Source organism: Peribacillus sp. SRI_006 (assembly GCF_057586375.1).
In genome coordinates this window covers 219,206-243,801 of the sequence record NZ_JBYCZT010000010.1, presented here as the reverse complement: position 1 = coordinate 243,801, position 24,596 = coordinate 219,206, and the positions used below count along the sequence as shown (strand labels likewise).

Sequence of the window (24,596 nt, the reverse complement as noted above, 5' to 3'; positions counted from 1 at the left end):
CAGGACTTTTGATCAAACTTTATCTCCCAACAACTGCCCACTCCAAGAAGTATGAAACTATCACACCAAGAAGAACATATAAAAAACTGTGTTAATCAAAATCATTCAACCTTCGTTCTTTATTTAACGTACATTATAAATTCTATTTCAAATGCAGTATTCCTTGTTGAACTAACCTGCCCCGTTAGTTCCATAAAGAAAGAGCTGCCTTAAGACAGCTCCGAACTTCAGCTAACGCACCCGTTAGTAGAATAGGGAGTTACCTTTTATTCCTCATTTAATTGCTTTAACCACTCTTTAAACCAATCTTGAGGTAACTTTACTTTTGAGAGGTCTAAATTCTTCAATTCCTTTAATGAGTAAGTATTCACCAAAAATAAATCCCATTGACATTCAATATCTCGTGCTATCCCAAAAGCTATTTCACCAAGTTCATTAGATGCTTCAGCTTCCTCAAAAGCCATTGTGAGGTTATCACACCACTTAATAAACTCAAATTGTGAAAATCTGTTTTCTTTTCTACATACGGTATTTAACAAGTTCTTTAAGTTTTCAGACGAAAATGGAAAATCTATAGTGGTTTCATTCCAGTTCCAATTCATATATACATCCCCTATTATTAACTGTAATTAATTACTATCCTCATCACCTTCTACTCTCTAATTTAACATTTTCTTGTAGAACTATCCTGCCCCGATAGTTCCATAAGAAAAAGCTGCCTTAAAGACAGCTCCAATCTTCAGCTAAGGCACCCGTTAGTTTAAGTACAAAATTTCACATACATTTTCAGTTAAATTAACCCCATACTTTTTCTATGCAAAAGCTATACCGTATTCACTGTTTTTTTAGTAAAGATCAGCAAAAAAAAGAATTATTCATCTCCATTACCCATTGCTATACCAAGGCCTACTAAGCTTCTTGGACTTCTTTTTTTAAAAGCTTTTGTACGCTGCTTAAGCCTGGTGCATTAGAAGTTTATTAAAAAGTAAAACCAACTTTAGTACTTTATAAATAAGCGTGAAATAAAATAGTTACAATAATAAGTAATTCTAGACCAATAAAAGAGAGAGCTATTTTGAAATACTAGCTCTCTGCAATTTATTATGTTTATATAATTAAATGGATAGTACTCCGAACAATACACCAACAATTATCATAACTAATGCTGTACCTACCGCATACTTGGCTGTAAAGCGAATATGATCACCTATTTCTATACCAAGAAGCCCCATTAATATATAGATAGAACCTTGGAGTGGACTTAACAAGTGCAAGGGTTGTCCTAATAAAGAAGCTTGTCCAACTTCCATCGGATGGATACCGAAGTTGGCAGCTGTTTCTGCCATAATCGGAATAATCCCGAAATAAAAGGGAGCATTCGCCATGAAAAATGTAAATGGCATGCTTATAAGGGCAACAATGACTGTTAATTTTGGTCCGAGAGAGTCTGGAATAACTGCTATTAGGGTATCTGCCATCGCGCTAACCATGCCAGTACCATCTATAATCCCAGTAAATACACCTGCTGCAAATATCATGGAGACAACAGTTAATATATTACCTGCATGTGCGTGTAAGCGATCCTTCTGGTCCTGCAAGTTTGGATAATTTACAATCATAACGATGGCAAAGCCGAGCATGAATAACGCAGGCAACGGTAGGAAGCCCGTAAGTAAAGCTGCCAATACTAAAATCGTAAGGCCTAGGTTAAACCAAAATAATTTAGGTCGTTTTATTGATGAGTCCATTCCTACCTCAACTGCAGCAGCAATTTCTTCTTCGTTAAAAGCTTCAATATTGATAACTCCTAATCTCTTACGCTCACGTCGACCCAAGAAGTAAGCCACTCCTAAAATCCATAACACACCCGCAATCATAGAAGGAATGATTGGCAAAAGCAAGTCTATTATATCCACTTTTACCGCCGCCGTAGCTTGGGCAGCTGGTCCCCCCCACGGTAACAAGTTCATAACCCCCATCGCCAATGCAGGAATGCAGGCCAAAATGAGTTTATTCATACCCAGTTTATTATATAAAGGAAGAAAAGCTGTTACTACAATAAGGTAGGTAATAGTACCATCACCATCTAAAGCAACTACCAATGATAAAATTGCAGTGCCCAGTACAATTTTTAATGGGTCACCGCCTACCATTTTTAAAATTCTTGATACTAGTGGATCAAATAATCCTGTATCAATTAATACACCAAAATAAAGAATGGCAAAAATAATCATAATAGCAGTAGGAGCTATAGTCTCGAGACCTTTTAACATCATCGGTCCTAAATCCGTAAATCCTGCAATTAGCGCAAAAACGATTGGAACAACCGTAAGTGCACTGAACGCTGATAAGCGCTTACTCATGATTAAATACATAAATACCACAATCATGGCAAATCCCAGAAATGTTAACATAGTATGCCCCCTCTTTATCTTCCCTGAATTTTTAGAATACATGTTGAATACGTTATTTCGAATCATATATGAAAATTTTCTATAGTATAAGTTAGCACTGCTTAATGGACTATTAACATCATTTCATTGTAAGGGTTTACAAAAATGTCATTATTGAATTCCCCTATAATTGTTGCTATGAACCATATCTTGAAGTACTAGTAATTATACATCCAATTGATCATTAGATCCGTTAAGATAATATTACCAATACGCTGGTATCTTGCTCTTTTAATAGTCTCATCTGATTTTTACAGTTTTAAATTATTCACTTAATTACACCTCTTTTTCATTTTAAATTTTTTTATGAATCACCACTTTAATTAAAGAGTGCTCATTACATGTAAGAAATTTTTTCTAATAGTTAAAGTAACATAAAGATCATTTATTACCTTTAAACAAAAAAACTCAAAAAGATAACGTTTTCAAAAACCTTTAATTTTAAAAATAAAGCAATAATTGGTGATTCTTAGATTCCAATAGTCATTCAGCATATTATAATAATTACTTTTATTGAAATATTCAGACATGTACTGGTGAATATTTTTAAAAAAACCAGAAATTGAATAAAACTAACTATATCTCTAAGAATTAACGTCCTTTTTTTGTAGTAATATTTTTTACTTATATAGTTTATGTTGTAATATTTTTAACTATTAAAAGCATACTATCATGGATGCTTATTAAAAGTAAACCTTTTTTTATCAAGCAGGAAGTAGATGATGGTGAGTAGGATATCTGGTTTAGAAGAAATAAAAAGGTGATAGGAGCAAGGATTCAATTGAATCCTTGCTCCTATCACCTTATAAATTTAATCACTATAGTGATAATTCATTTTGGTAAGAATTGAATTAATTTCATCAAGACGATTTTTGGTTTTTTCAGGATAATTGATGGCTATGGCGCTTACAAGATAATCTGCTACAAGCATAGATGCTATTGGTGAATTATGAAAAGCGATACTACTAGAATTACATGGCAAGACTAAATCTGAATACTTAACTAGAGGAGAAGAATAACTATCAGTAATAGAAATAATTTGTGCGTTATTGTCTTTAGCTGCCATCGCGAATTCAACAATTCTTCTAGCGTATCTTGGAAAAGAGGTTGCGATGACTAAATCCTTCGAAGTAAAATTAATTCCTTTATCAACCCAATCGCTTAAATCAGCAACAATCAATTCACAGTTTCCAAGTAGACGATTAAGTCCAAAAGTTAAATGTTGTGCCACTGGTAATCCACTTCTCACACTGGTACAAAATATTCTATCTGCAGACACAATCATTTCCACCGTTTTATTTAAACTCTCCGTGGAAATCATCTCTACTGTAGATTGAATATTATTGAGTTGACTTTCTGCAGAGCGAATCCACAAATCACTTTCATTTAAATCTTTTAAATTTGCCTCTAATCTAATTTGAGGAGCTGCTCTATTACGTAAAAGTTCCTGAAGTCCCTTTTGAAATTCAGTATATCCCGAATAATTCAGACTAAAAGTCAATCTCATAATGGTGGTAGTACTAGTTCCTACAATTCCAGCCAACTGATCAACGGTTAAAAAAGCGACATCCACAGGATTTTTAATAATATAGTCCGCAACTCTTTTTTGTGTTTCTGTTAATTCTGATATCTTGGTTTTTAATTTTAATATTGGGTTTTCCATAAGATTCGCTCCAATTGAACATATTATAGTGTAAATTTTATATTTTTTTATTCTAATAAAGTATTTATTACGATATTTAATTGAATTTTATCATTTTTATTTATTAATGTAAAAAAGAGTCCCTTAAATAAGAGTATTAATAATTTCCTTACCTGAAACTTCTAGAACGTATCCATAAACGTATGCATGATTATTTCATAAGTAGTAAATAAAATTAATTTCTTTTAGCACTTCGGAATAAATGAGCTAATAAAGGTGATTGAACCTTTCAAGTTAACAATCTAATTCGCTTTCTTTGTTCTTAAGCCTTTTTTCTTCTTAAAATTCAGTTTCTTTTCAATGTCATTAAAAAAAAGGGTTTACTTTAATAAATAACGCTGATAGTATACATTTAAGTTATTAGTAATAAATATTACCCGCAAACTAGTTTTAGTAATATTTATTACTTTAAAACTGAAGTTAAGAAAAATAGTGGATTTTCCAATGACCTACAAATCTTTTTTTGTCAATAAACTTAGAAAAATAACGTGACAAAGTGTTGAAGAGACAGGAAATACACTAAAAATTATGTAATTTTTGAAAGCGTTATCTTAGTTGATTGTACAGCAAAGATAACAAGTTACATTTAGTAGCTAATTGTTTAGTTAATGGAAACATAAAAAAGTAAAAGGAGTGTATGTCATTGAGTAACTTAGCACCGTTATTGTCGGAAGAAATTATCGAAAGAGCAAAACGTCTTAACACTACACTTATATCAGATGCGATGGGATGTACAGGTTCTATGGATTATAAAATAAAGCCTGTAGCACCAGGTATGAAAGTAGTTGGTACTGCTTTAACTGTAAGCTTAAGACCTGGAGATAATTTGTTCCTTCATCAAGCTATCTATGATGGGAAAGAAGGTTATGTATTAGTTGCGGATGGAAAAGGACATACTTCAAACGCCTACCTTGGAGAATTGATGGCAGGAGCTGCGAAAGCCATTGGACTTGAAGGAGTCATCATTGATGGATTAGTACGTGATAAAGAAACACTTAGCGAATTAAAATTTCCTATTTTTGCAAAAGGGTTTATTCCAAACGGTCCTCTTAAAGATGGTCCTGGTGAGCTTCATAAACCTATTTCTTGTGGAGGGGTATCCGTAATTCCAGGGGATTTGATCATTGGTGATGATGATGGTGTTATTGTGGTTCCAAGAGACAAGATTGAAGTGGCTCTTTCTAAGGCAGAGAAAAAACTAGATTATGAGAAAACGCGCATAGAGACCATTACAGCTTATGAAACAACCCGCAAGCAAGGTAAACCAGAAGGAAGCATTGAACCTCCTTGGTTGAGAGAACAAATAAAAGCGTATGGACTATAAAAAGAAGGGAGAACTTTAGAATGAAATTAGGTTTTATTGGATTTGGAGAAGCAGCCTTTGAATTATCCGTCGGATTAAAACAAGAAGGTTTAGAAAAGATCCTGGCTCATGATGTCATGTTAGACCATCCTACTTTCGGTCCGCAAATAAAAGAACGGGCTATACAAGCGCAAGTGGAGCTTCATTCTAATCCCGAGGGCGTATTAAATGAAGTTGATGTAGTCATGGTAGCAGTACCAGCAGATAAAGCTTATGAGGTTAGCGAAGTGTTAAAACTTCATCTGAAGAAAGATTGTATTTACGTTGATGTATCGGCTTCGACTCCTGTAGTAAAACAAAATATTAACAAAAACATTCAAGAAAAGAATGCATTTTTTGTCGACGCAGCAATGTTAGGGCCCTTACCAGTTTATAAACATAAAGTTCCTATTTCAGCAAGTGGGAACGGTGTGGATCGGCTTATCGCATTAATGACTCCATACGGCATGGATATAACTAAGGTGAGTGAGAATCCTGGCGACGCTTCTGCTATAAAACTAGTCCGTAGTATTTATATGAAGGGAGTAGCCGCCCTTTATCTAGAGTTGTTAGAGGCCGCCCATGAATTTAATATAGAAGAATTGGTTTTAGATTCGATAAGTGAAACGATGGATAGCAAGAGCTTTAAAGAAACCATGAATCGATTAGTAACGGGAACGTCTATTCATGCATTAAGAAGATCAATTGAACTAGATGGTTCTATCCAAATGTTAGAAGCTTCTAATCTTAATTCAGTCATGTCTAAGGCAGCAAAAAACAAATTAGAAAGATTAGCTACATTCAATTTGAAAGAGAAGTTTAAAGGTCAAAAACCGGATTATTGGTTAGAAGTCATTAAAGCATGCAAAGAAGAGAATACAATTTTAAGTAGTTAAATGAAATAAGCTATATTACTATTATGGGGTACCACCATTGTTACATGGTCCTTTGTGCTTCGAATCAAAAACACCGCCCCTTGGATTTTACATTATCTACCTAAGAGAATATTGATTTTTAGTGTGACAATTTTTTGTGATGGTAAATTTGTTTATTTCTCCAATGCTATTGCACAAAACAGAGCAACCCTTCGAGGATGGAGATTTTATAACTGAACTTCAATTTTCAAGACCCAAATTATAAAAACCTTAATAAATAAAGGAGAGCACATATTAACCATTTATAATATGTACTCTCCTTTTTTCTTTTAGTGAACTATCGCACCCGTTTGTTTAAGTAAATTCCTTCACAAAACTTGTCATTTGCCATTTCTATTATCACAGGAATGCTGCCTCTATTAGCTCAACCAACAGGACTTCAATCCCTCTTGAAACAGTCCCCCTTTAGCTTAGAAGGATAAAATAATGTTGACGTTGAATATACATTAAATAATCAATTACTGTTTTAAATCAACAAAATTAGAGGAGTTATTCTAATGAATAATATTTTTGAGGTCTTGTTTACAGAAGAAATTTTAAAACGTATCGACAACTTAAGCGCAAATTCAAAACCATCATGGGGAAAAATGGATGTCGCACAAATGTTAGCTCATTGCTCATCCTTCCAAGACATTGCTATGGGCTATTCTATGCCTCCAAGAGGTTGGTTAGGGCTATTAATAGGTCGGTTTGCAAAAACCATGTTTTATAATGACAAGCCCCTACCACATAATATGTCTACTATTCCAACCATTTTAATAACCGATAAAAAAGATTTTGAAATAGAAAGAGAAAGATTGAAAGAAAAAATTACAACCTTCCAAAAGAATGGACCAGAGGCTTGTACAAGTCACCCACATCCTTTTTTCGGAAGACTTTCTTCCGAGCAATGGGGACATGGAATTTATAAGCATCTTGACCATCATTTAAAACAGTTTGGGGTTTAGTAACGGTAATTTACTTATGGACGAAAATCAACAATCCGGTAAAATTGGATTGGATAATAAGGTTTGAGCTTTAACCATTACTGGTTTCCTTATTGAACTAACCTGCCCCTTTAGTTCATTAAGCAAAAAGGCCACCAAATGGCAGCCCCGGTTCTCAACTTACGCACCCGATAGTTCAACAACATACTCTTTCGTAAAAGAAAAATGAATCGGGCGGCTTTTTGGGGTTCGATTTCCCAAAAGAGTGCCCTAAAGCTTCTGCCCTACTAGCTTTATTCTGCCCTAACTACGCTTTCAAAATTACTTTTGTGGGATCCGTCACAAAAAGGTTTATTATCGGAAAGTCCACATCTGCATAGGGAAAAGGCTTCTTTGGTTTCAATTTTATTCCCTTCACCATCGACTAGCTCTACATTCCCTGATACACGTAATGAACCATTATCATTAACTTTAATAGTAGCTATAATAAATCACCTCTTTTTTAAAACATTTTTGCCATGGGGGAATAACTTTAAACGATAAATAAGTTCTACTTCCTCAATATTATTTGATTGACATCCTGCAATTACCAAAAGAAGAAGTGTTATACCAATAAAAACACACCACATTTTATTGACAGTTTCGTTCATATCAGTTGCATAAAGAAAGAGCTGCCTTAAAGACAGCTCTGATCCTCAGCTAACGCACCCGTTAGTTTAAGTACATTTATTCACAAACTGTGGTTTCTATGTATTAAAATAGATCAAATCTCATTACCACTCTTTGCAAGAACACTTTACGTTAGCTTCATAACAAAAAAGACTGCTAATTAGCAGTCTTAAGCTTAAACTTTCTCTATTTATAATTAAGAAAATAATTTTTATTGGGTCTCTTGCATATTTATTTTTCAGGTTTAATATAAGGAACGATTTGTGCAGTGGCACCTACTGAAGCACCGCGGATAAAATCTTGATTCTCTAAGGCTTTGAAATTTTTTGTTTTTCCAGTGAGCATTACCCCTAAAATTTTCACTTCACCGAATTGCTTATTTTTATTTACCTTTAAAAATTCTTGAATTGTTTCATCATCCAAATTTGAATCATACTCTTTAAGACCATCGACAAAGCTTGAATATGATTCTTTAGGGTTGTCGGAAAGTTCAAACCCATAAACTGGCATACCAGCTGGCCCCTTGCTTTCATCTCTAATTGGAGATGCCATATACAACCATACAATGTTTAAATTATCAGGGATTTTTGCTTGTATTTCCTGTAACGTGTATGGTTTATCAAAGGAAATGGCAACTTCTGCAACGTGGTTCTCCATTTCCGAAACTTCCCCTAATTCATTTTGTACACCATCATAGTATTTTTTTATGGATGGATGATAAAATGTTGCTGATTTACTCTTTGTCTGTTTATCATACTCATAGAACTCTGTATCAGACCAATGAAATCCCGGTACTAACTCGTTCGTGTCAATATTGACTCGAAACCAATCATATGAACTTGTAAGAGTGCTCCATTGAACTACATAACCATTAATATTCTTAGAACGGTTTGTAATAATGTTACCCCCAAACATCGATGAACTACTTGTTACTTGAGAGTCGATATAAATATTAGGTTCAGCAATGGCATTATGTAAAAAAAGCTTTTCGTGAAGCTTTGTAGAGCTTTTCGCTGCAAAGTAGTTACCTGTTTTATAAAAGATAGGTAAGAGAATTAGTACTACAATAATTGAAGTGATGATAATTTTTAGTAGATGTTTTCGTTTAGCCCTTTTTAATGCATCATTTAACGAAGATTCCATCAATATGGCCCTCCTATTTTTGAGTGAATAAATTTACGTGCACGATATAATTTTTGCTTTACACTGTCTACTTGAATATCCAAAATAGTTGCAATTTCTTCATATGAAAAATCATAGTAATACTTTAAAAAGAAAATTTCTTTGTAATCTTTTTTTATGTCTTTTAATAAATAAAAAATCTCATCTTTATTTAAAAGGGTATCAAAATCGCAATCGATATGTGATAGCTTTGAATAAATTTCCTCAGTTAAGTAAATATTCTGCTGCTCCTTTTTCCTTTTCAAATCAATATATTGATTAAGTGATACTCTAAAAAACCAAGGACGTATATTGCTCTCTGTTAATTTATCCAATAGCGTGTAAATTTTGTAGTAGGTGTTTTGAATTATATCTTCTGCGTCTTCCTTTTTGGCTCCTCTCGCTAGTAATAGCTTGAACACTTCCTCTCCTAAATTGATAAGGTAGGAGGTTAATACATTTTCTTTTTTCATCTTTTGTCCTCCCTATACTTATACAACGAATGAGTGATATTAGATGTATACACTTAGAAGAGTTAAATTTCAATTTTTTATGAATTGGACTAAGAAATATGATTCTTTTTCCGAAAATAAATAGCTTTATTATTCCTAAAATATTGTTTAAAGTAGACAACTTTAATAACCTCCCATCACAAGAGGGTACTGCATTTCTAATACAAAACTAAACAACTTAATTATCTATAAAGTGATATTTTTAACTATTTGGAAATACCTCTTATTCAACTACCTGCCCCGTTAGTGCCATAAGAAAAAGGCTGCCTCAGCAACCTTCCTTATTGAAGTAAAGCACCCGTTAGTTGATTAAGCAGAGTTATTATTTTTCTTCTACATTACACAAATCTTCTGCTATCTGCTTTATTCTTTTAAATCCAATTCCTTCTCTTTGCTCTAAGGATAATGGGTGTTCTGTTGGTTCTAATTCTATAGAAGGACGTAAACCTATTGGACGAGTATGAACCATTGTTTTTAAGTTTAGTGTTTCAGGATAACAAGGAATAGAAGTTTGTAGCCAACCAAACATTGGTTTCAAATCCTTTTCTCTGCCTTCAACTTCCCAAAACTCCATCATTTTATCAAAATTCGTTTCACTTAATGAAACCCAAACATCCCAAACAAAAGGATCTTCCCCATCCATTACTGGAAGTTCAATACATCCACGAATAAAGAAATATTCATCATCAATAATACACACATCTTCATTCATCTCTATTCGTTTTTCTTGTTCTTCGAATGGTACTTCCTCATAGTAATCAGGAACAGGACTTCCATAACTCAAGGGAAGTTCATCGTGATAATTTCCACAACATTTACATTGATAACCTACTTTATAATTGCTCATTTTACATCCCCCATATATAAAACAATTGCCTTATCTTATCTCAATATTAATCCAATAAGACAATACTGAGTTTGATAATTTATCCTGGCCACGTTAGTCGAATAACATAAAACTCTTATGCAACTTACCTGATCCGTTAGTTCCACAAGAAAAAGCTGCCTTAAAGACAGCTCCGATCTTCAGCTAAAGCACAGAAGCCTTTATTTTTCAAATCTCACTAACGTTTTTTCTGGTATTTCAATCTGGTCAATATCAAAGTTATTGATTTGGAGAGTTATCTCACCCTCTCGCTTATCAGTCTCATCTCCAATCCAACAGCTATACAGTTCAAAATAATCCCCTTTTTCAAGATAGCTGTCCATTCTTTTACAAAGTTCTAACAGTTTTACTTTTGATTCAGCACAGGTTTCTTGATTCATATATTCCGAAATCTCAATTCCCCAATTACTTGATACCTCGTAAACATAAGGGTTAGTAAACTGATATTTTTTTACATTTTGCAGTTCGCTATCTCCTGCAAAACATCTTCCAATGTAAAAAGAATCATCTGAATATTCATCATCGTTAATAGGTAATTCTATATTACAGCCAATGTAGGAAGCTAAACTCATTCTTACCGACTCCTTTGATAATTCTTTTTAAACTATTCTGCCCGGTCAGTTGCATAAAGAAAGAGCTGCCTTAAAGACAGCTCCGATCTTCAGCTAAAGCACCCGTTAGTTCAACAAGGTTAATTTGTAATTTCGTTCGTGTTACGATTTAAAATCCGAAAATAAATTATTACAGCAGTTACAATGCACAATACACCACTCACTAACCAAATATAGAAAAGAATTTGACCACCAAATGTGGGAGAATTAAAAATAAAATAACTAAGTAAGAATAATACTCCACCCAAAAAAGATAAATAATAAGCAAATCGTTTATGCTGTTGCTTTAAAAAATGATATCCCATAAGAATTAACAAATATAAACTGCTTATTACCATAATGACCGGAAAAGTGGGTTGAAATTTAACTGCGTATATAAAGTAGTCAAGTTGTGATATAGAGCTATTACTATTTACCTCACCGTATAAAAATTGAGAAAATGGTGTTGAGTACTTCCATTCCCAATGATCTTCCACGATTGCACTACCTTCATATAAAGCACAAACAGTAGAAATTAAAAGTAAAATAGATGCTATACCAAACTGAAACAAAAAACTAAGCCTAAACATATTAAATACCCTCATTTATTTTTCAAAATTTTTTTCCACTCTTACTTTAACATTAATTTCAATTAGTAACATTAAAATCCTTTTTCCTTCTTCAATTAACCTGCCCCGTTAGTTTCATAAGCGATCACCGCCTCTAAAAAACACCTCCTACTGTTCAGGAGATGTCTTTTTCGTTATACTGTGGTTTCATTCCTCCCACTCATAATCGGGATTAAATTCTTCCGGATTTATTTCTGCTTGTTTATATGTAACGGGTTTTTCATTTGGCAATGTGACAGTTATTTCGGTTTTTTCTTTATTGAATTCTAGCGTTAGAAAAGAAGTCCTGTTTGACTCTTTACTAGATATTATACCGGTTAGTTTTGATCCAGAAGATTCTGATAACTGGAAATGCTTAATGATTTTATCTTTTCCCGTTTTAGTGAATTTTTCTAATGTGAATTTGTCTTTACCCTCGCCATCGTCATTATCACTTTTGATAAGTATATAAGATCCACCGTTCATCCAGCCACCATATATATGATACTTGGGTGCTTCGTAAGAGGGTACATCCTCTTGTTGTGTAGAATCTTGCAACTCATTTTTTTGTTCTACATCTACCCTTTCATCATTTTTTATGACTTGTTCTTGTTCCTTGTCACAAGCAGCAAGACTCCAAATAACCAGGAGTCCTACGAATATTTGTTTAAAAGTAAACAAAGGCCAGTCCTCCTTAAAGATAGATGTGAATTCCAAACCATTAAATTATCCACCCTAACATTGAGTGTTGAATACTATAACCTGAATATCATAGCATAATAATCCAATTCCTTGTAAAACTAACCTGTCCCTTTAGTTCATTAAGTAAAAAGGCCACCAAATGGCAGCCCCTGTTCCCAAGCTAACGCACCCGTTAGTTTAAGTGTAATATTTCACAAATATTATAAATGAGAAAAATGAATAACTAAAAATACAATAGGAGGAATTATTATTGAAGGTAGAAGATTTAAAGTATTAAATTTCTTAATCCCCAAAATATTTAAACCAGATGCGATTATCAATATACCTCCTACAATCGTCACTTCGTTCAGAAGATCATTATTTATGGAGTTCTGCATTAAAATAGCAATTAAATAAATAGCACCTTGCCAAATAAATAAAACAATTCCTGCAACAGCTATCCCAATACCAAATGTGGATGCTAACACAATCGAGGTAATCCCATCCAACACCCCATTTGCAAGCAGATACGTATAATCTCCCTTTAACGCTGCCTCTACAGGACCTAAAATAGATAACGTTCCAATACAAAATAATAGGATAGCAGTCGCTAACCCCTCAGCTAAATTACCTCTGGAATATTTATTAACTAAAGCATTAAATTTTGATTCTAAATTCAGCCTTTGACCGAGCAATCCCCCTACGGCTAAGCTTACAATAAAAAGTACCGGATATTTGCTGGAAGGTAAATGTTGCACTAGTGCATTTATTCCTAACCCCAACGCAACTAACCCCATAGCCTGCATTAGAATGTTGTGATATTCATCTTTTATCCCCTTTTTAAAGATGCTTCCGATAATGCTTCCGATTACTATCATCATTGTATTAAAGATTGTTCCAAACATAATCATTTCTCCTTTTAATTATTGTTCTATCCAAAAATATAGACCCTCCTGTAACGGGAGGGTCAACACTTTATTGGTATTTGTATTTCTGTCAGATAGTCTTCTTTACTACCGGAGATATAATGGTCAATTATTGTTCTTTCAATGGAATCCCCGATAACTTGGAAACCGTTATCTTGAATACAATTTAGTAAGCTTCTATAATGTTCGGGTGAATCGCTGTGATTTCCATTATAATAAATGCAGGCATACATTCCTTCGGGAATAGTTGTCACTAAAGGATTCTGAAAATCATCTTCTTCGACTAAAATAAATATCGAGTTATATTCATTGAACTTGTTGTTTAATGTATTATTAATACTTATCGTAAGACCTACTCCCCCAATAAATATAGAAGAACTCATATTAGACAGACTCTCTAATCGTCGTAAGGAAACTTCCATCTCAGGTTCTGAACTGATTATTTCCATTAATCTTACTATCCTTCTCTCTTTCCTCTCCTGTATGAATGGCACTTCCAATTCTTTTATTTCTCGTGCTAATTTAATGTCCTTGATTCGATTTTGGAACCTTCGGTTAATTCGTTCCAGTTCTTTCATTTTTTTTTCGGTTAATCGTTTCTGTTCCTCTAAGAGATACAAAAAACCATCGATATTCCTGTGATCCAGATGTCCCTTGATCTCCTTTAATGAAAAACCTAAATCCTTTAAATAATGAATAGTGTTCAAATGTTCAAATTGTTCCGTTGAATAATATCTATAACCGTTGTTTAGATCCGTATGTATAGGTTTTAATAAATCAATTTCATCATAATATCGAAGGGTTTTTACGGTCGTATTATGGAGTTTAGCCATTTCTCCAATTGAAAATCTATTCTTCAATTTAATCTTCCTTTAGAAAAACTTTTTATTATCACTATAATACACAATTTTACGAAGTTAAACTAACCTGCCCCGTTAGTTATATTAGCAACCTCGATAAGTTAAAAAAACAAACACTTTCTACCTAAGGAAAGGTTTGTTAGATAAGACTGATTATTTCAATTTAAGTATTATTTTTCCTTTTGCTCTTCCTGTCTCTGCATACTCCAATGCTTTTTGGGCATCTTCGAAAATAAAAATTTTATCAAGTGTAGGCTTAATTACTTCTGACTCTAACATTTCTGTTAAAATTTTTAACTGCTCTCCACTATGCTTCATAAAAAGAAACGTGTATTCGACATTATGTTTTTTTTCTAACTTCGTAAGCTTATAACTTGCAATGGAAAATAAGTTTTTTTTAAATGAGCTAAATCCGTTTTCTTTAGCAAAGCGACCATTCGGGATTCCAGATATAGAAACAATCTTTCCTCCTTTTTTTAATGTTACAAATGATTTCTCTAATGTCGCCCCCCCAATGGTATCAAGAACTGCGTTATAGTCACGAATCGAATGTTCGAACTTTTCTTTCTTGTAATTAATAACTTCGTCAGCGCCAAGAGATTTCACCAAATCAGTACCATCACTAGCTGTAGTTGCGACAAAAGCACCCATATGTTTTGCAAGTTGGATAGCAAATGTTCCTACTCCCCCTGAACCTGCATGTATTAATATTTTATGTCCTTTTTCAATTCGCAGAATATCATGTAAAGCTTGGTAGGATGTCAATCCGACTAGAGGGATGGAGGCGGCTTCTTCAAAACTTAAATTTTTAGGTTTTAATGCAATATCTTCTTGGTTAACAGAGAGATATTCAGTAAAAGTTCCCATTTTATTTGCTCTAGGTCGACCATATACCTCATCACCGACTTTAAACTTCGTGACACTAGTACCTACTTCAACAATTTTTCCAGAAAAATCGTTTCCTAAAATTAAAGGCATCTTGTATTTCAATAATAATTTTAATTCACCCTTACGAATTTTTGTATCAAGAGGATTTATACTTGCCGCATATATCTCAACTAAGACCTCATCATTATTTATTTTGGGCATAGGGAAGTCTAAAAAATTTGGATTTTTACCGTAGTTTTCAATTGCTAAAGCTTTCATTACAATCCTCCACTTTTTTATTTAACGCACTTGTATCTTTTCATAACGAACCCTAAGAAAAAAGATTATGAATATCCCTGGACGGGATATTCATATTAAATAAATTATTTTAAGAAAGGATAATCTGTATAACCTTCTTTTCCTCCTGCATAGAGCGTATTTTTATCAGGTTCGTTTAGGGGAGCACCTGATTGAATCCGTTCTGCAAAGTCTGGATTAGCTAGTACCCAAGTGCCTACTGTGACAACATCTGCAAGATTATTATCTACATCAGACGAAAGTTGATCTAGAGGACGACCTGGACGGTTAACAAGAAGTGATTGATCCCAAAGTTGACGCACATCTTTTAGGAATTGCTCGTTTCCGAAGTGCATTAAATGCAGATATGCAAGGTTAAGCTTATTTATTTCACTTATTAAATAGCGATACATCTCAAGGCTATTTTCCCCCTCATCAATGCCTTGCAGTGTTCCTTGAGGAGAAAAACGGATGCCTGTTCTTTCTGCTCCTATTTCATCAACAACTGCTTTAGCTACTTCAATAGCGAATCGAGAACGACCCTCAATCGTACCACCGTATGCATCTTGACGATGATTGGAGTTTTCACTAAGGAATTGTTGGATCAGATAACCATTCGCACCGTGAATTTCAACTCCGTCTGCACCAGCTTCAATTGCTGAACGTGCTGCTATACGAAACTCATTGATAACATCTTTTATCTCAAGCTCACTCAATTCTCTTGGTGTTGGAATTTCCTTCATTCCTTCTGCCGTGAAAATTTCCACACCTGGTGCAATAGCTGACGGTGCAACTGCTTGGCGGTGGTGAGGTGTGTTATCAGGGTGTGATACACGTCCCACATGCATAAGCTGAACAAAAATATGACCGCCTTCACCATGAACTTTAGAAGTTACTTTTTTCCACCCTTTAATATGATTTTCTGTATAAATACCAGGTGTATTAGTGTAACCTTGCCCATCATCTGAAGGTTGGGTTCCTTCGCTTATAATTAAACCGACTGAAGCACGCTGACCATAGTACTCTGCTATTAAATCGCTCGGTGTACCATCTGGTAAAGCTCTACTTCTAGTCATCGGAGCCATTCCTATACGATTTTTCAAGTCAATGTTTCCGATACGAACTGTTTCAAATAATCTGCTCATATGAATACTCCTTTTTAATAAGAATTAGAATCAAGGAATGAATTTACGTGTTCTGCAAATAGTTCTGGAAATTGAAACAGGTGCCCGTGACCAGAATCAGGATATATAATCAGCTGTGCTTTCGGTAATTTCTCTGTTAAGATATAACTGTTTTTAGTCGGTACCATCACATCATTAACACCATTAGTAACAAGTACAGGGTGTTTGATGTTTTGTAACCATTCATAATCATGATTGGATTTTTGTTTAGCCCATTTTGCAATGGCTTGTAATTGTGCCTCTTTTACTTGTTCTGAACTGTTTACTTTTTTCTGATTAAAAATTCTTTGTAGTGAAGCCATTCCTGCAGATTTACTTGTTTCGGTTTGTCCGTAGAAAAAGAACATAAAATCATTTATTCCATCTTCTTCCGTTCCGCCGTGACGATTCATTCTTTCCAAAATTTCTGGATTTGGATTAATACCAGATTCAGGCGAAGTACCTGCCATAATAATTTTTCTTACTAAATCTCCCTCTTGTAAAGCTAGCTCTTGTGCAACCATGCCACCAATGGAAAAACCAAGAATGTCAACTTGTTCTAATCCAAGAGCTTTTATAAATGTTGCTGTATCTTTAGCCATATCAGCAATTGTAGTAGGCGTTAGTCCATCGGTCTCACCAACCCCTTTATTGTCAAACAAGATTACTGGGCGTGTATTTGCAATAGGTTCAAGCATGTTTGGATCCCAGTTTTCCATCGTTCCTCTAAAGTGAACAAGAAATACTACTGGTATACCATCTTGTGTACCAAATTTTCTATATGCGTAACGAGTTCCATTTGCTTCAATAAATTCTGATTCTGTTGGTAATTTAAAGTTAGTCATTATTGTGTTCCTCCTTAGAAATTTAAAAACGGTTTTATAAGTATGCATTATGATGGTTTGTTTCATGTTATTTTTAGAATGAACGTTCTAGAAAGGGTAAAAAAAAGAAAGCTAGTCCAACACTGAAAGTGCTAGAGTGATGATGCCTTCTAATTCTTTTTTATTGTAATTAGTTTTTATTAGTACTCTTATACCTACCAAATTGTTGTGTAAAAAACGAGATGTGTTATCAGAATCGATTTCTTTTGATAGCTCTCCACTAGTCTGGCCCCGTTTTATAAGGTTATTAAACATATCTTCAGTACGGTTAAACATTTTTGTGACTATGCGTCCAATTTCTTTGTCCAGCAAAGATAATTCTATGGCTGCATTTACTGATAGACAACCTTTTGGGTATTGTTCAATGGAATTCAGTACGAAAATAAACACATCACGTATCGTCTGTTTAATGGATGAAGTGCTACTAATTATTCTTTCCATCTCATTGACGATGAGCTCTTCATAGTGATTAAGGGAAGCTAAAAACAATGAACGCTTGTCACCAAATGTATCATATATACTCCTGCGGTGTATTCCCATATGATCCACCAAATCTTGCATGGATGTTTTTTCATAACCCTGTTCCCAGAAAAGCTCCATTGCTTTTCTTAATACAGCCTTTTCGTCAAACTCTTTACTTCTAGCCATTTTATTTCTCCTTTAAAAAATCCATGAACCAATACTAACAAAAACAAACGTCATAATCCATTATAGAATGATCGTTCTAAAATAAACACATGAATTTCAAACCGTGATTAAATAATACCCTTTTTAGAACGATTAGTAAAGAATTATAAATGCCCAATAATCCCCAACACATTTGCTGCATACCACAATGTTATTCTTTAACTTTCACCTTGGGGTACGCCAAGCATTTCTTTATCCGTTTAGTTTCTTCAGGATTGTTTTCTTCCACTGTACAATTAATGGATCAAACTCTTTCAGATGCACTCATACCAAATAAACAAGAAACAGCAATTAGAAAAACCATCTGAGCCCTTACTCAACCAAACTGCCCCGATAGTTGCATAAAGAAAAAGCTGCCTTAAAAACAGCTCCGATCTTCAGCCAACGCGCTAGTTAGTTAAAGTGAGGGACATCACAAACAGAATATTAATTCATCTTATCAATATTTTATTTTATTAGGCTATGTTAAAAACTTTGGTTGAATGAAAAAATGCAAAAGATTTGGTTAATTTTAAATTTTAATGGTGGTAGTAAATATTCCATTAGCTATTTTAATTTGAAAACGAATACGGTATTCGTTTCTGTGATAAAAAGTGTAACAACTTGTTTATATTTCAAGTTATCAAATCATACTAAATTAATCCTTTTTTGAACTTAATCTTTCTAACTTTTCTTTATTAATGATAAAATATCCTCTTCCTTTTTTTTCTAATAATCCTTCTTCTTGGAATTGGTTAAGTGTGTATAATAAATGTCGATAGCTTCCCCCCACGTATTCTGCTGTTTCGGTATGCTTCTCTTGAAAGCATCCATCGTTTTCTATTTGAAGAATATATTTGGCCAATCGATTTTTGAACTCATAATCCTGCATATCTGTGTAATGATCCGTTCTTTTAAGTAATTTATCACCTAAATATTTTGATAAATTATGGAGGAAACGATTGTCATTTAACAGATGCTTTTTCGATGAAGCCAGTGGAACCGCTAAGCAAGTGCAGTTATTTATAGCCACAACATCTTTTAAATTCTTTTCCACCTCAATCAAGGATAATTCACCAATAAAATCATCTTTCTTTAGAAACTGAATCGGCGCACGTTTTCCATTTTCGTGTACTATATATATTTTTGCCCGCCCATCCAATAATAAAAATAAGTACTGAATATCTTCATCAAAGCGCACTATATATTCATTAGAAGAAAACTTACAAATAAAAGCCTGATGTAAAACTGCTTTCGGAAAAGTTTCTTGAATATCATTATATATATCCACAAAGTTTTCAGCGTAATCCTTCAAATTGATTTTTTCCATTTTATCACCTCAATATGAGATATCTCCTATTATTATATTGTTCCTTTCGATATATTACTACCAAGAGGTGGATTGGGATGAAGAAATACAAACATATTATTTTTGACTTAGATGATACGATACTTGATTTTCAAGATTCAGAAGAAAAGGCTTTAAAACAAATTATTACGCTGTACGAGTTGCCCTATAACAAACAAACAATTGCATGTTATAAGCGCATTAATGATGGATTATGGCATCAATTAGAGGAAGGCTTGATTTCTCGTGAAGAAGTGCTGACAACGCGTTTTTCACTTTTTTTGAAGGAATTTCAAATAGATGAAAACGGAGCAAAAGTTGAAGCTATGTACCGTGGGCATTTAAACCAAGGACATAAGGCCATCACCCATGCACATGAATTATTAAATGCTTTAAGTAAGCAACATTATAAATTATATATTGGAACAAACGGTGTAGGAAAGACTCAAAGAAAGAGATTATTAGGTGCCAAGCTACAAGGATATTTTGAACAACTTTTTATCTCCGAAGAAATTGGTTATGAAAAACCGAATCCCCATTTCTTTCACTATATTTTTGATGCCCTGCATACAAGCAGTAAAGAAGAATTTTTAATGATAGGTGATCGTTTAACATCGGATATTCAAGGAGCTATCAATGTCGGAATTGATTGTGTATGGTTTAACCCTAAGAGAAGCATGCCTAAATCATGTTCACCTAAGAGCACATATACGATACCAAATTTAATGCAAATAATGGACTTATTAGAGGAATAATCATGAAAAAAGTAATTCAATCGATTCTACTCTATATAGTAAGTGCTATTGGCATCAGTCTTACATTAAAAGCTGATGTTGGTGTCAGCAGTTTTAATGCGATGAATTTATCAATATCTGAATGGACTTCCATCAAAGTTGGCACAATTACATTCATTGCAAATCTCATTTTTCTGTTCGGTTATATCTGCCTATGCGAAAAAAAGGATTTTAGAAAATTCACTTTGATGTTCATTTCCAGCTTGTTCTTTGGAATGGTTATTAATTTTTTCCTCTATACTATTTTCGGTACGATTTACGTAGAGAATTATTTAGTAAGAATCGGACTATTTATTTTCGGTGCGATACTAGCCGGTGGAACAACAGGCATTATTTTATCATTAGATATTATTCCTTTTCCTATTGAAAGTTTATGTTTACGAATAGCTGAATTAACAAAACGCCCTTTCTCTCAATACAGATATTGTGTCGATTTATTCTCCATTATTCTATCAATAACAATATCACTACTATACAATTTACCAATCAATATTCGTGAAGGAACGATTATCAGCTTCTTCTTATTGTCCGGCATTATTTCATATACACGATTGAAATTTAAAAACTATCAACAGAAACCACAAACTCAATAAATAGCATAACTAAAAAATAACCTCTTACAGTTGAGAATCCAAAGAGGTTATTTTTATCAAACTTTAATATAAATTATCCGAACTTTATTTTAAATGATCAATCTTTTTTGTAACACTACAGTTACACTAAACTGCCCCGATAGTTGCCATAAGAAAAAGCTGCCTTAAAGTCAGCTCCGATCTTCAGCCAACGCACCCGTTGTTTATCTGTTTAAATTCGAAAGGATTGAACCAAACATTCTTCATTATCGACAATTTGCTTTTTTTCTTCAAAATCTATATTTAGCTCACTGAAAATCTTTCTCCAAAATATAACAGCAGGGATATTATTGGCTAATTGAACAACAAAGTAACTACCTTTTTTTTGTTTAAACAATTCCTTTAATAATGATATTGCAGTACCTTTTCTTCTATATTTTTTCAAAATGAAAATATCATTAATGCTGTAATCATAGTCCTTATTTAAAAACGGCCTTTCTAACAGTAATAAAAACCCTGCAATTTTCATATCTTTTTTCAAAAAGTATGGGGTTAATCCTTCCTCCTTCCAAATTAATTCAAATGAATCAAATTCAAATGAGCCATCTGTTGATATGTCTAAACCCTCGGTAAACTCCGAAAGGTCATGTAAATAAAGGGAATATAAATTCTGAAGAATATGCTTTTCATCTTTGGAAACGGGGTTGAATGAAACAGTCATCGTTATCCCTCTTTTACCATTTATTAAGCTCTTACTTCATTAAGTTCGATATAAACTTCCATTTGTCCTTCATGAACTCCCCTGCCACCATTAGTTGCATAAAGAAAAAGCTGCCTTAAAGACAGCTCCGTGGAATAAGGGTTAATGATTTTTATTTGCATACATTCTTGCCATTGCCGAAGGTGAAAATTTAATTCTATATGTCCCTTCAAGTTCTTTCTTAATTTTATCCGTTAATGTTAAGCCTTGTTTATTGTGTTCTTCTTCAAGTTCAATCCCATTAGGAAGCAATTTATCTTCATCCCAATCAATCCATTCACCATACCTATTTACCCATTCAATCAATTCATTTGTTAACGTATTTGAAATTAAAATGTCCTCTATATCCAAGTTACAACCACATTGATTGCACCATATAGGGTCCGCCCCAACATCTCCTTCAACTTTCAACTCATATGTTTCTTTTTGTTCACAAAAACATTCCATATTATTTTCTGACTCCTCTACTACACGCTTTTTATTATATTTTACATGACTTTTGTTAAAGTAACCTATCCTATTAGTTCAATAATAAAAGCGATTCTTATTTTAAAGAATCGCTGAGTTTGTAGATAACTATCATCCGAAAAATTGAGGGAACCTCAGGCCTTATCCCTTATCCCTTATCCCTTTTCGATCATGTAAAATTTCTTGAATGATTTCAATATGAACAAAAGACCATGATCTTTCATGAAAGTGAAGAAACACACTTATGGAAAGAATGGAAATATATATTATACTAAAGACGACCCAAAGCAAACTCCCATCTTTAAAAAGGAAATCTTGCAATTGATTTGAAAACAGAAGAAAAAGCCAAGGCCCAGAGGATATTATAATAGGAATGATCCCCGATCCGTTTTTCTCTTTTATCATACAGTAATAAACTTTTTTTAACGTATCGCTATCAATCGAACTATAAAAATTTTGAATTTCTTCCACTTCAATCAGTTTCTTCATCCCTTTGAAAGAACGGTCTTTGTTTGATGCTTTTTTTAATTGAAGATAAATTTTATGAGCATCTCCCCGTAATGAAAACATATATCTGATCTTTCCCCCCTTCCAAAAAACTCCTTACTGAAAGGTTTTGTAATACTCCGCATTTTTATGTAGTCTTTGTCTTTTACAGTATGTACTTAAGGGGATACATACGAATCATTCTAAAATCCAGCTCGTAATAAAAACCTAAAAGACCATAATCATCGATGATTATGGCCTTTTAGGTAATGAAAAGAGAACCGTTTTACTTAGTTCCAGATTCATTTTTTCCTGTATCTTCAGCTAATTGTTCAAATGAATGGACCTTACCATGTGGATTCTGCGATTGTTTACGATCTTTCCATTGGCGTTCTTGTTGTCGCTTAGATTGAGTCATCTAAATAAGCTCCTTTACATAAAGTTAAGTAAAAAGTTTGAAGCACGATAAGCGTACTCAAGCAGGCATCAATGCATGCCTTTCCATTCACCTTGATTTTTAGATGCTTTTTCTTTTTTTGCTTTATTTTTATGTGCTTGATTGGCATTTGCACTGCCGAATTCTTTAGAGAATTCAGAATCAGTTTTGCTTGAATCAAACCCTTGTTTGTTTTTTTGATCTGCATCATTTTTCTTTGTTCGTTTTGCCATGTATACCCCTCCTTCTTATCTTTAGTATGAGATCTGAAAGAAGAAATATACTCCGAATAAAACCGGCAGCAGCATGTATCCGTCATATAATTCGGGTAAATAATAAAGTGAATAATGAGTTCGAATTCTTATTTAACCGTTCGTGCAGTACCATCCAAAAATTATTGAATTTGAGGGTTAAATAAAAGTGGGCTATATGTGGTTTTTTTTATCTCTTTCCCATCAGTTCTGCCATTTGTTTGAATTTGGATTTCTTCATTATTTATCAATGATGCACCTTTCAAGATAAATTATATGAGTGTTTTGGTCATTATAAAGTCCGTTTGTTCTTCATCACCCATATAAAAAGAGTGGGCTCCAGTTTGAACAAACCCAATTTTCTTATAAAAACCAATGGCATTTTCATTTTTTTCCCATACGCCCAGCCAGATTTTCATTTTATTACGTTCCATCGCCATGTCCATTGCTTTATTTAGCAGACACTTACCAAGCCCATGTTTTTGAAATTTGTTCTTTATATAAATCCGCTCGACTTCAAGTGAATCATCACCCATTTCTTCAGTTTGAGCATCATTGGTATTGACCTTTAAATATCCAGCGACTTCATTATTAAAATAAACAAAAAAGAATTGCGAAGAAACATTGGCTAATTCTTTTTCTAATTGGTTTAGGTTAAATGCCCTTTCCAAATAGGCATTCATATTTTCGGGTGAATTCTGATGCTTAAATGTCTCATTAAATGTTACATAACTAATTTCTTGAAGAATGCGTGAATCGTCTAGGGTACACTTTTTAATATTTGCAGTCATTTAAATATGCCGCTCCTTTATATAATCAATAATTTCTCTTGTTTCCCTTTTTTACAAATTCCCAGTCTTTCTCTACATTTTTTCTTACTCTTTGAAGAAGATCGGAAATGGTTTCTACTTCTCTTTCCGAAAGTCCCTCTAATGCAACGGTATTGGAATAATCATTTTCTCTTTTTATAAAAGGATAAATACTTTTTCCTTTCTCCGTTGGATAGAGCTTTTTAATTTTTTTGTTGTGTTTATCTTCTTTCTTTTCAATAAAGCCATTGATTTCAAGTTTTTTTATAGCACGAGCTGCTGTTGTTCGATCTACTTTTATCATCTCAGCTACCTTTTCCTGAATCATTCCTGGATTTTCACATATTCGCACAAGGTACAAATACTGCCCTTTTGTAAGGTCATGTTCTTTAAATTCGATATTGCTTATGGAATCTAATGCTCTTGCTATCATTCCAATTTCACGAAGAATTTCCTTCATAATGAACTCCTTAACACATAATTTTGTTGCAAATGCAATAAAAATGACCTATATTAAATTTAACGTAATTTTGTTGCGTTTGCA

29 protein-coding genes are annotated in these 24,596 nt (G+C 33.5%); 5 read left to right on the top strand and 24 right to left on the bottom strand.

What is annotated here, in order from left to right; all coding sequences use genetic code 11:
- Nucleotides 1–266 precede the first annotated feature (266 nt).
- The 3 genes from AC2YHV_RS16625 to AC2YHV_RS16615 form a co-directional block, all read right to left on the bottom strand.
- Nucleotides 267–602, bottom strand: coding sequence for a hypothetical protein (locus tag AC2YHV_RS16625; RefSeq protein ID WP_487373642.1), 336 nt, complete (start codon nt 600–602; stop codon nt 267–269).
- 513 nt (nt 603–1,115) lie between these two features.
- Entirely contained in the window at nt 1,116–2,414 is a 1,299-nt protein-coding gene (locus AC2YHV_RS16620; protein WP_239859457.1) for a CitMHS family transporter, read from the bottom strand.
- 850 nt (nt 2,415–3,264) lie between these two features.
- On the bottom strand, nt 3,265–4,116 hold the full coding sequence (locus AC2YHV_RS16615) for a MurR/RpiR family transcriptional regulator (protein WP_487373641.1): 852 nt from the start codon (nt 4,114–4,116) through the stop codon (nt 3,265–3,267).
- A gap of 682 nt (nt 4,117–4,798) precedes the next feature.
- On the opposite strand from AC2YHV_RS16615, the gene AC2YHV_RS16610 reads away from it, so the two are divergent.
- The 3 genes from AC2YHV_RS16610 to AC2YHV_RS16600 all read left to right on the top strand — a co-directional run bounded on the left by AC2YHV_RS16610 (nt 4,799) and on the right by AC2YHV_RS16600 (nt 7,379).
- Nucleotides 4,799–5,479: an RraA family protein gene (locus AC2YHV_RS16610; RefSeq protein WP_081395730.1), complete on the top strand. Its 681-nt coding sequence runs from the start codon at nt 4,799–4,801 to the stop codon at nt 5,477–5,479.
- A gap of 20 nt (nt 5,480–5,499) precedes the next feature.
- Nucleotides 5,500–6,393: a prephenate dehydrogenase/arogenate dehydrogenase family protein gene (locus AC2YHV_RS16605; protein WP_063575014.1), complete on the top strand. Its 894-nt coding sequence runs from the start codon at nt 5,500–5,502 to the stop codon at nt 6,391–6,393.
- Nucleotides 6,394–6,929: 536 nt separating this feature from the next.
- Nucleotides 6,930–7,379 (top strand): DUF1569 domain-containing protein, encoded by a 450-nt coding sequence (locus AC2YHV_RS16600; protein WP_063575013.1) that lies wholly within the window; start codon nt 6,930–6,932, stop codon nt 7,377–7,379.
- A 272-nt stretch (nt 7,380–7,651) separates the two neighbouring features.
- Here AC2YHV_RS16600 and AC2YHV_RS16595 read toward each other — a convergent pair whose 3' ends face one another.
- From AC2YHV_RS16595 to yeiL, 14 genes are all read right to left on the bottom strand, one after another.
- Nucleotides 7,652–7,846, bottom strand: a complete 195-nt coding sequence (locus AC2YHV_RS16595; RefSeq protein ID WP_081109037.1) for a CDGSH iron-sulfur domain-containing protein — start codon at nt 7,844–7,846, stop codon at nt 7,652–7,654.
- A gap of 412 nt (nt 7,847–8,258) precedes the next feature.
- On the bottom strand, nt 8,259–9,170 hold the full coding sequence (locus AC2YHV_RS16590) for a sigma factor regulator N-terminal domain-containing protein (RefSeq protein ID WP_487373640.1): 912 nt from the start codon (nt 9,168–9,170) through the stop codon (nt 8,259–8,261).
- Nucleotides 9,170–9,661: an RNA polymerase sigma factor gene (locus AC2YHV_RS16585; RefSeq protein WP_412997960.1), complete on the bottom strand. Its 492-nt coding sequence runs from the start codon at nt 9,659–9,661 to the stop codon at nt 9,170–9,172. The genes AC2YHV_RS16590 and AC2YHV_RS16585 overlap by 1 nt, the downstream gene beginning before the upstream one ends.
- Before the next feature lie 361 nt (nt 9,662–10,022).
- The gene (locus AC2YHV_RS16580) at nt 10,023–10,547 is read right to left on the bottom strand and encodes a DUF2199 domain-containing protein (RefSeq protein WP_377435838.1); all 525 of its coding nucleotides are present in this window, start codon (nt 10,545–10,547) and stop codon (nt 10,023–10,025) included.
- A gap of 200 nt (nt 10,548–10,747) precedes the next feature.
- Nucleotides 10,748–11,158 (bottom strand): hypothetical protein, encoded by a 411-nt coding sequence (locus AC2YHV_RS16575; RefSeq protein WP_487373639.1) that lies wholly within the window; start codon nt 11,156–11,158, stop codon nt 10,748–10,750.
- A 119-nt stretch (nt 11,159–11,277) separates the two neighbouring features.
- A complete protein-coding gene (locus tag AC2YHV_RS16570; protein ID WP_053536481.1) occupies nt 11,278–11,766 on the bottom strand; it encodes a YjdJ family protein in 489 nt (162 codons plus the stop codon).
- A gap of 186 nt (nt 11,767–11,952) precedes the next feature.
- Nucleotides 11,953–12,465: a hypothetical protein gene (locus AC2YHV_RS16565; protein ID WP_134784544.1), complete on the bottom strand. Its 513-nt coding sequence runs from the start codon at nt 12,463–12,465 to the stop codon at nt 11,953–11,955.
- Nucleotides 12,466–12,686: 221 nt separating this feature from the next.
- On the bottom strand, nt 12,687–13,370 hold the full coding sequence (locus tag AC2YHV_RS16560) for a DUF554 domain-containing protein (protein ID WP_230162300.1): 684 nt from the start codon (nt 13,368–13,370) through the stop codon (nt 12,687–12,689).
- Nucleotides 13,371–13,432: 62 nt separating this feature from the next.
- Nucleotides 13,433–14,251: a MerR family transcriptional regulator gene (locus tag AC2YHV_RS16555; RefSeq protein WP_487373638.1), complete on the bottom strand. Its 819-nt coding sequence runs from the start codon at nt 14,249–14,251 to the stop codon at nt 13,433–13,435.
- Between the two features lie 153 nt (nt 14,252–14,404).
- A complete protein-coding gene (locus AC2YHV_RS16550; protein ID WP_487373637.1) occupies nt 14,405–15,397 on the bottom strand; it encodes an NADP-dependent oxidoreductase in 993 nt (330 codons plus the stop codon).
- Nucleotides 15,398–15,501: 104 nt separating this feature from the next.
- Entirely contained in the window at nt 15,502–16,560 is a 1,059-nt protein-coding gene (locus AC2YHV_RS16545; protein WP_487373636.1) for an alkene reductase, read from the bottom strand.
- A gap of 14 nt (nt 16,561–16,574) precedes the next feature.
- On the bottom strand, nt 16,575–17,423 hold the full coding sequence (locus tag AC2YHV_RS16540) for an alpha/beta fold hydrolase (protein ID WP_063574976.1): 849 nt from the start codon (nt 17,421–17,423) through the stop codon (nt 16,575–16,577).
- Between the two features lie 111 nt (nt 17,424–17,534).
- On the bottom strand, nt 17,535–18,110 hold the full coding sequence (locus AC2YHV_RS16535; RefSeq protein WP_057279053.1) for a TetR/AcrR family transcriptional regulator: 576 nt from the start codon (nt 18,108–18,110) through the stop codon (nt 17,535–17,537).
- A gap of 676 nt (nt 18,111–18,786) precedes the next feature.
- Nucleotides 18,787–19,458, bottom strand: coding sequence for a transcriptional regulator YeiL (gene yeiL / locus AC2YHV_RS16530; protein ID WP_487373635.1), 672 nt, complete (start codon nt 19,456–19,458; stop codon nt 18,787–18,789).
- Nucleotides 19,459–19,535: 77 nt separating this feature from the next.
- Here yeiL and AC2YHV_RS16525 point away from each other — a divergent pair, with 77 nt between their 5' ends.
- Nucleotides 19,536–20,231 (top strand): YjjG family noncanonical pyrimidine nucleotidase, encoded by a 696-nt coding sequence (locus AC2YHV_RS16525; protein ID WP_487373634.1) that lies wholly within the window; start codon nt 19,536–19,538, stop codon nt 20,229–20,231.
- 2 nt (nt 20,232–20,233) lie between these two features.
- Nucleotides 20,234–20,863 carry a YczE/YyaS/YitT family protein gene (locus tag AC2YHV_RS16520; RefSeq protein WP_095679950.1) on the top strand — a complete coding sequence of 210 codons (630 nt, stop codon included), beginning with the start codon at nt 20,234–20,236 and terminating at the stop codon, nt 20,861–20,863.
- A 211-nt stretch (nt 20,864–21,074) separates the two neighbouring features.
- Here AC2YHV_RS16520 and AC2YHV_RS16515 read toward each other — a convergent pair whose 3' ends face one another.
- The 7 genes from AC2YHV_RS16515 to AC2YHV_RS16485 form a co-directional block, all read right to left on the bottom strand.
- Nucleotides 21,075–21,563, bottom strand: a complete 489-nt coding sequence (locus tag AC2YHV_RS16515; RefSeq protein WP_487373633.1) for a GNAT family N-acetyltransferase — start codon at nt 21,561–21,563, stop codon at nt 21,075–21,077.
- A gap of 141 nt (nt 21,564–21,704) precedes the next feature.
- Nucleotides 21,705–22,049, bottom strand: a complete 345-nt coding sequence (locus AC2YHV_RS16510) for a hypothetical protein (RefSeq protein WP_278089762.1) — start codon at nt 22,047–22,049, stop codon at nt 21,705–21,707.
- Between the two features lie 162 nt (nt 22,050–22,211).
- A complete protein-coding gene (locus AC2YHV_RS16505; RefSeq protein ID WP_098186164.1) occupies nt 22,212–22,640 on the bottom strand; it encodes a hypothetical protein in 429 nt (142 codons plus the stop codon).
- A 202-nt stretch (nt 22,641–22,842) separates the two neighbouring features.
- The gene (locus AC2YHV_RS16500) at nt 22,843–22,974 is read right to left on the bottom strand and encodes a DUF6254 family protein (RefSeq protein WP_268590235.1); all 132 of its coding nucleotides are present in this window, start codon (nt 22,972–22,974) and stop codon (nt 22,843–22,845) included.
- Between the two features lie 68 nt (nt 22,975–23,042).
- A complete protein-coding gene (locus AC2YHV_RS16495; RefSeq protein ID WP_034310968.1) occupies nt 23,043–23,225 on the bottom strand; it encodes a hypothetical protein in 183 nt (60 codons plus the stop codon).
- 290 nt (nt 23,226–23,515) lie between these two features.
- A complete protein-coding gene (gene paiA / locus AC2YHV_RS16490; protein WP_487373632.1) occupies nt 23,516–24,034 on the bottom strand; it encodes a spermidine/spermine N(1)-acetyltransferase in 519 nt (172 codons plus the stop codon).
- Between the two features lie 25 nt (nt 24,035–24,059).
- Nucleotides 24,060–24,512, bottom strand: coding sequence for a MarR family winged helix-turn-helix transcriptional regulator (locus AC2YHV_RS16485; RefSeq protein WP_098865716.1), 453 nt, complete (start codon nt 24,510–24,512; stop codon nt 24,060–24,062).
- Nucleotides 24,513–24,596: the final 84 nt, after the last annotated feature.

Bases quoted from the DNA above. Each gene is read 5' to 3' on its own strand.
- AC2YHV_RS16600 (WP_063575013.1), top strand. From the start codon at position 6,930: ATGAATAATATTTTTGAGGTCTTGTTTACAGAAGAAATTTTAAAACGT.
- AC2YHV_RS16545 (WP_487373636.1), bottom strand. From the start codon at position 16,560: ATGAGCAGATTATTTGAAACAGTTCGTATCGGAAACATTGACTTGAAA.
- AC2YHV_RS16535 (WP_057279053.1), bottom strand. From the start codon at position 18,110: ATGGCTAGAAGTAAAGAGTTTGACGAAAAGGCTGTATTAAGAAAAGCA.
- AC2YHV_RS16515 (WP_487373633.1), bottom strand. From the start codon at position 21,563: ATGACTGTTTCATTCAACCCCGTTTCCAAAGATGAAAAGCATATTCTT.
- AC2YHV_RS16625 (WP_487373642.1), bottom strand. From the start codon at position 602: ATGAATTGGAACTGGAATGAAACCACTATAGATTTTCCATTTTCGTCT.
- AC2YHV_RS16525 (WP_487373634.1), top strand. From the start codon at position 19,536: ATGAAGAAATACAAACATATTATTTTTGACTTAGATGATACGATACTT.
- AC2YHV_RS16505 (WP_098186164.1), bottom strand. From the start codon at position 22,640: ATGTTTTCATTACGGGGAGATGCTCATAAAATTTATCTTCAATTAAAA.
- paiA (WP_487373632.1), bottom strand. From the start codon at position 24,034: ATGACTGCAAATATTAAAAAGTGTACCCTAGACGATTCACGCATTCTT.
- AC2YHV_RS16495 (WP_034310968.1), bottom strand. From the start codon at position 23,225: ATGGCAAAACGAACAAAGAAAAATGATGCAGATCAAAAAAACAAACAA.
- AC2YHV_RS16605 (WP_063575014.1), top strand. From the start codon at position 5,500: ATGAAATTAGGTTTTATTGGATTTGGAGAAGCAGCCTTTGAATTATCC.
- AC2YHV_RS16590 (WP_487373640.1), bottom strand. From the start codon at position 9,170: ATGGAATCTTCGTTAAATGATGCATTAAAAAGGGCTAAACGAAAACAT.
- AC2YHV_RS16500 (WP_268590235.1), bottom strand. From the start codon at position 22,974: ATGACTCAATCTAAGCGACAACAAGAACGCCAATGGAAAGATCGTAAA.
- AC2YHV_RS16620 (WP_239859457.1), bottom strand. From the start codon at position 2,414: ATGTTAACATTTCTGGGATTTGCCATGATTGTGGTATTTATGTATTTA.
- AC2YHV_RS16575 (WP_487373639.1), bottom strand. From the start codon at position 11,158: ATGAGTTTAGCTTCCTACATTGGCTGTAATATAGAATTACCTATTAAC.
- AC2YHV_RS16510 (WP_278089762.1), bottom strand. From the start codon at position 22,049: ATGGAATGTTTTTGTGAACAAAAAGAAACATATGAGTTGAAAGTTGAA.
- AC2YHV_RS16580 (WP_377435838.1), bottom strand. From the start codon at position 10,547: ATGAGCAATTATAAAGTAGGTTATCAATGTAAATGTTGTGGAAATTAT.
- AC2YHV_RS16615 (WP_487373641.1), bottom strand. From the start codon at position 4,116: ATGGAAAACCCAATATTAAAATTAAAAACCAAGATATCAGAATTAACA.
- AC2YHV_RS16585 (WP_412997960.1), bottom strand. From the start codon at position 9,661: ATGAAAAAAGAAAATGTATTAACCTCCTACCTTATCAATTTAGGAGAG.
- AC2YHV_RS16560 (WP_230162300.1), bottom strand. From the start codon at position 13,370: ATGTTTGGAACAATCTTTAATACAATGATGATAGTAATCGGAAGCATT.
- AC2YHV_RS16550 (WP_487373637.1), bottom strand. From the start codon at position 15,397: ATGAAAGCTTTAGCAATTGAAAACTACGGTAAAAATCCAAATTTTTTA.
- AC2YHV_RS16570 (WP_053536481.1), bottom strand. From the start codon at position 11,766: ATGTTTAGGCTTAGTTTTTTGTTTCAGTTTGGTATAGCATCTATTTTA.
- AC2YHV_RS16485 (WP_098865716.1), bottom strand. From the start codon at position 24,512: ATGAAGGAAATTCTTCGTGAAATTGGAATGATAGCAAGAGCATTAGAT.
- yeiL (WP_487373635.1), bottom strand. From the start codon at position 19,458: ATGGAAAAAATCAATTTGAAGGATTACGCTGAAAACTTTGTGGATATA.
- AC2YHV_RS16540 (WP_063574976.1), bottom strand. From the start codon at position 17,423: ATGACTAACTTTAAATTACCAACAGAATCAGAATTTATTGAAGCAAAT.
- AC2YHV_RS16520 (WP_095679950.1), top strand. From the start codon at position 20,234: ATGAAAAAAGTAATTCAATCGATTCTACTCTATATAGTAAGTGCTATT.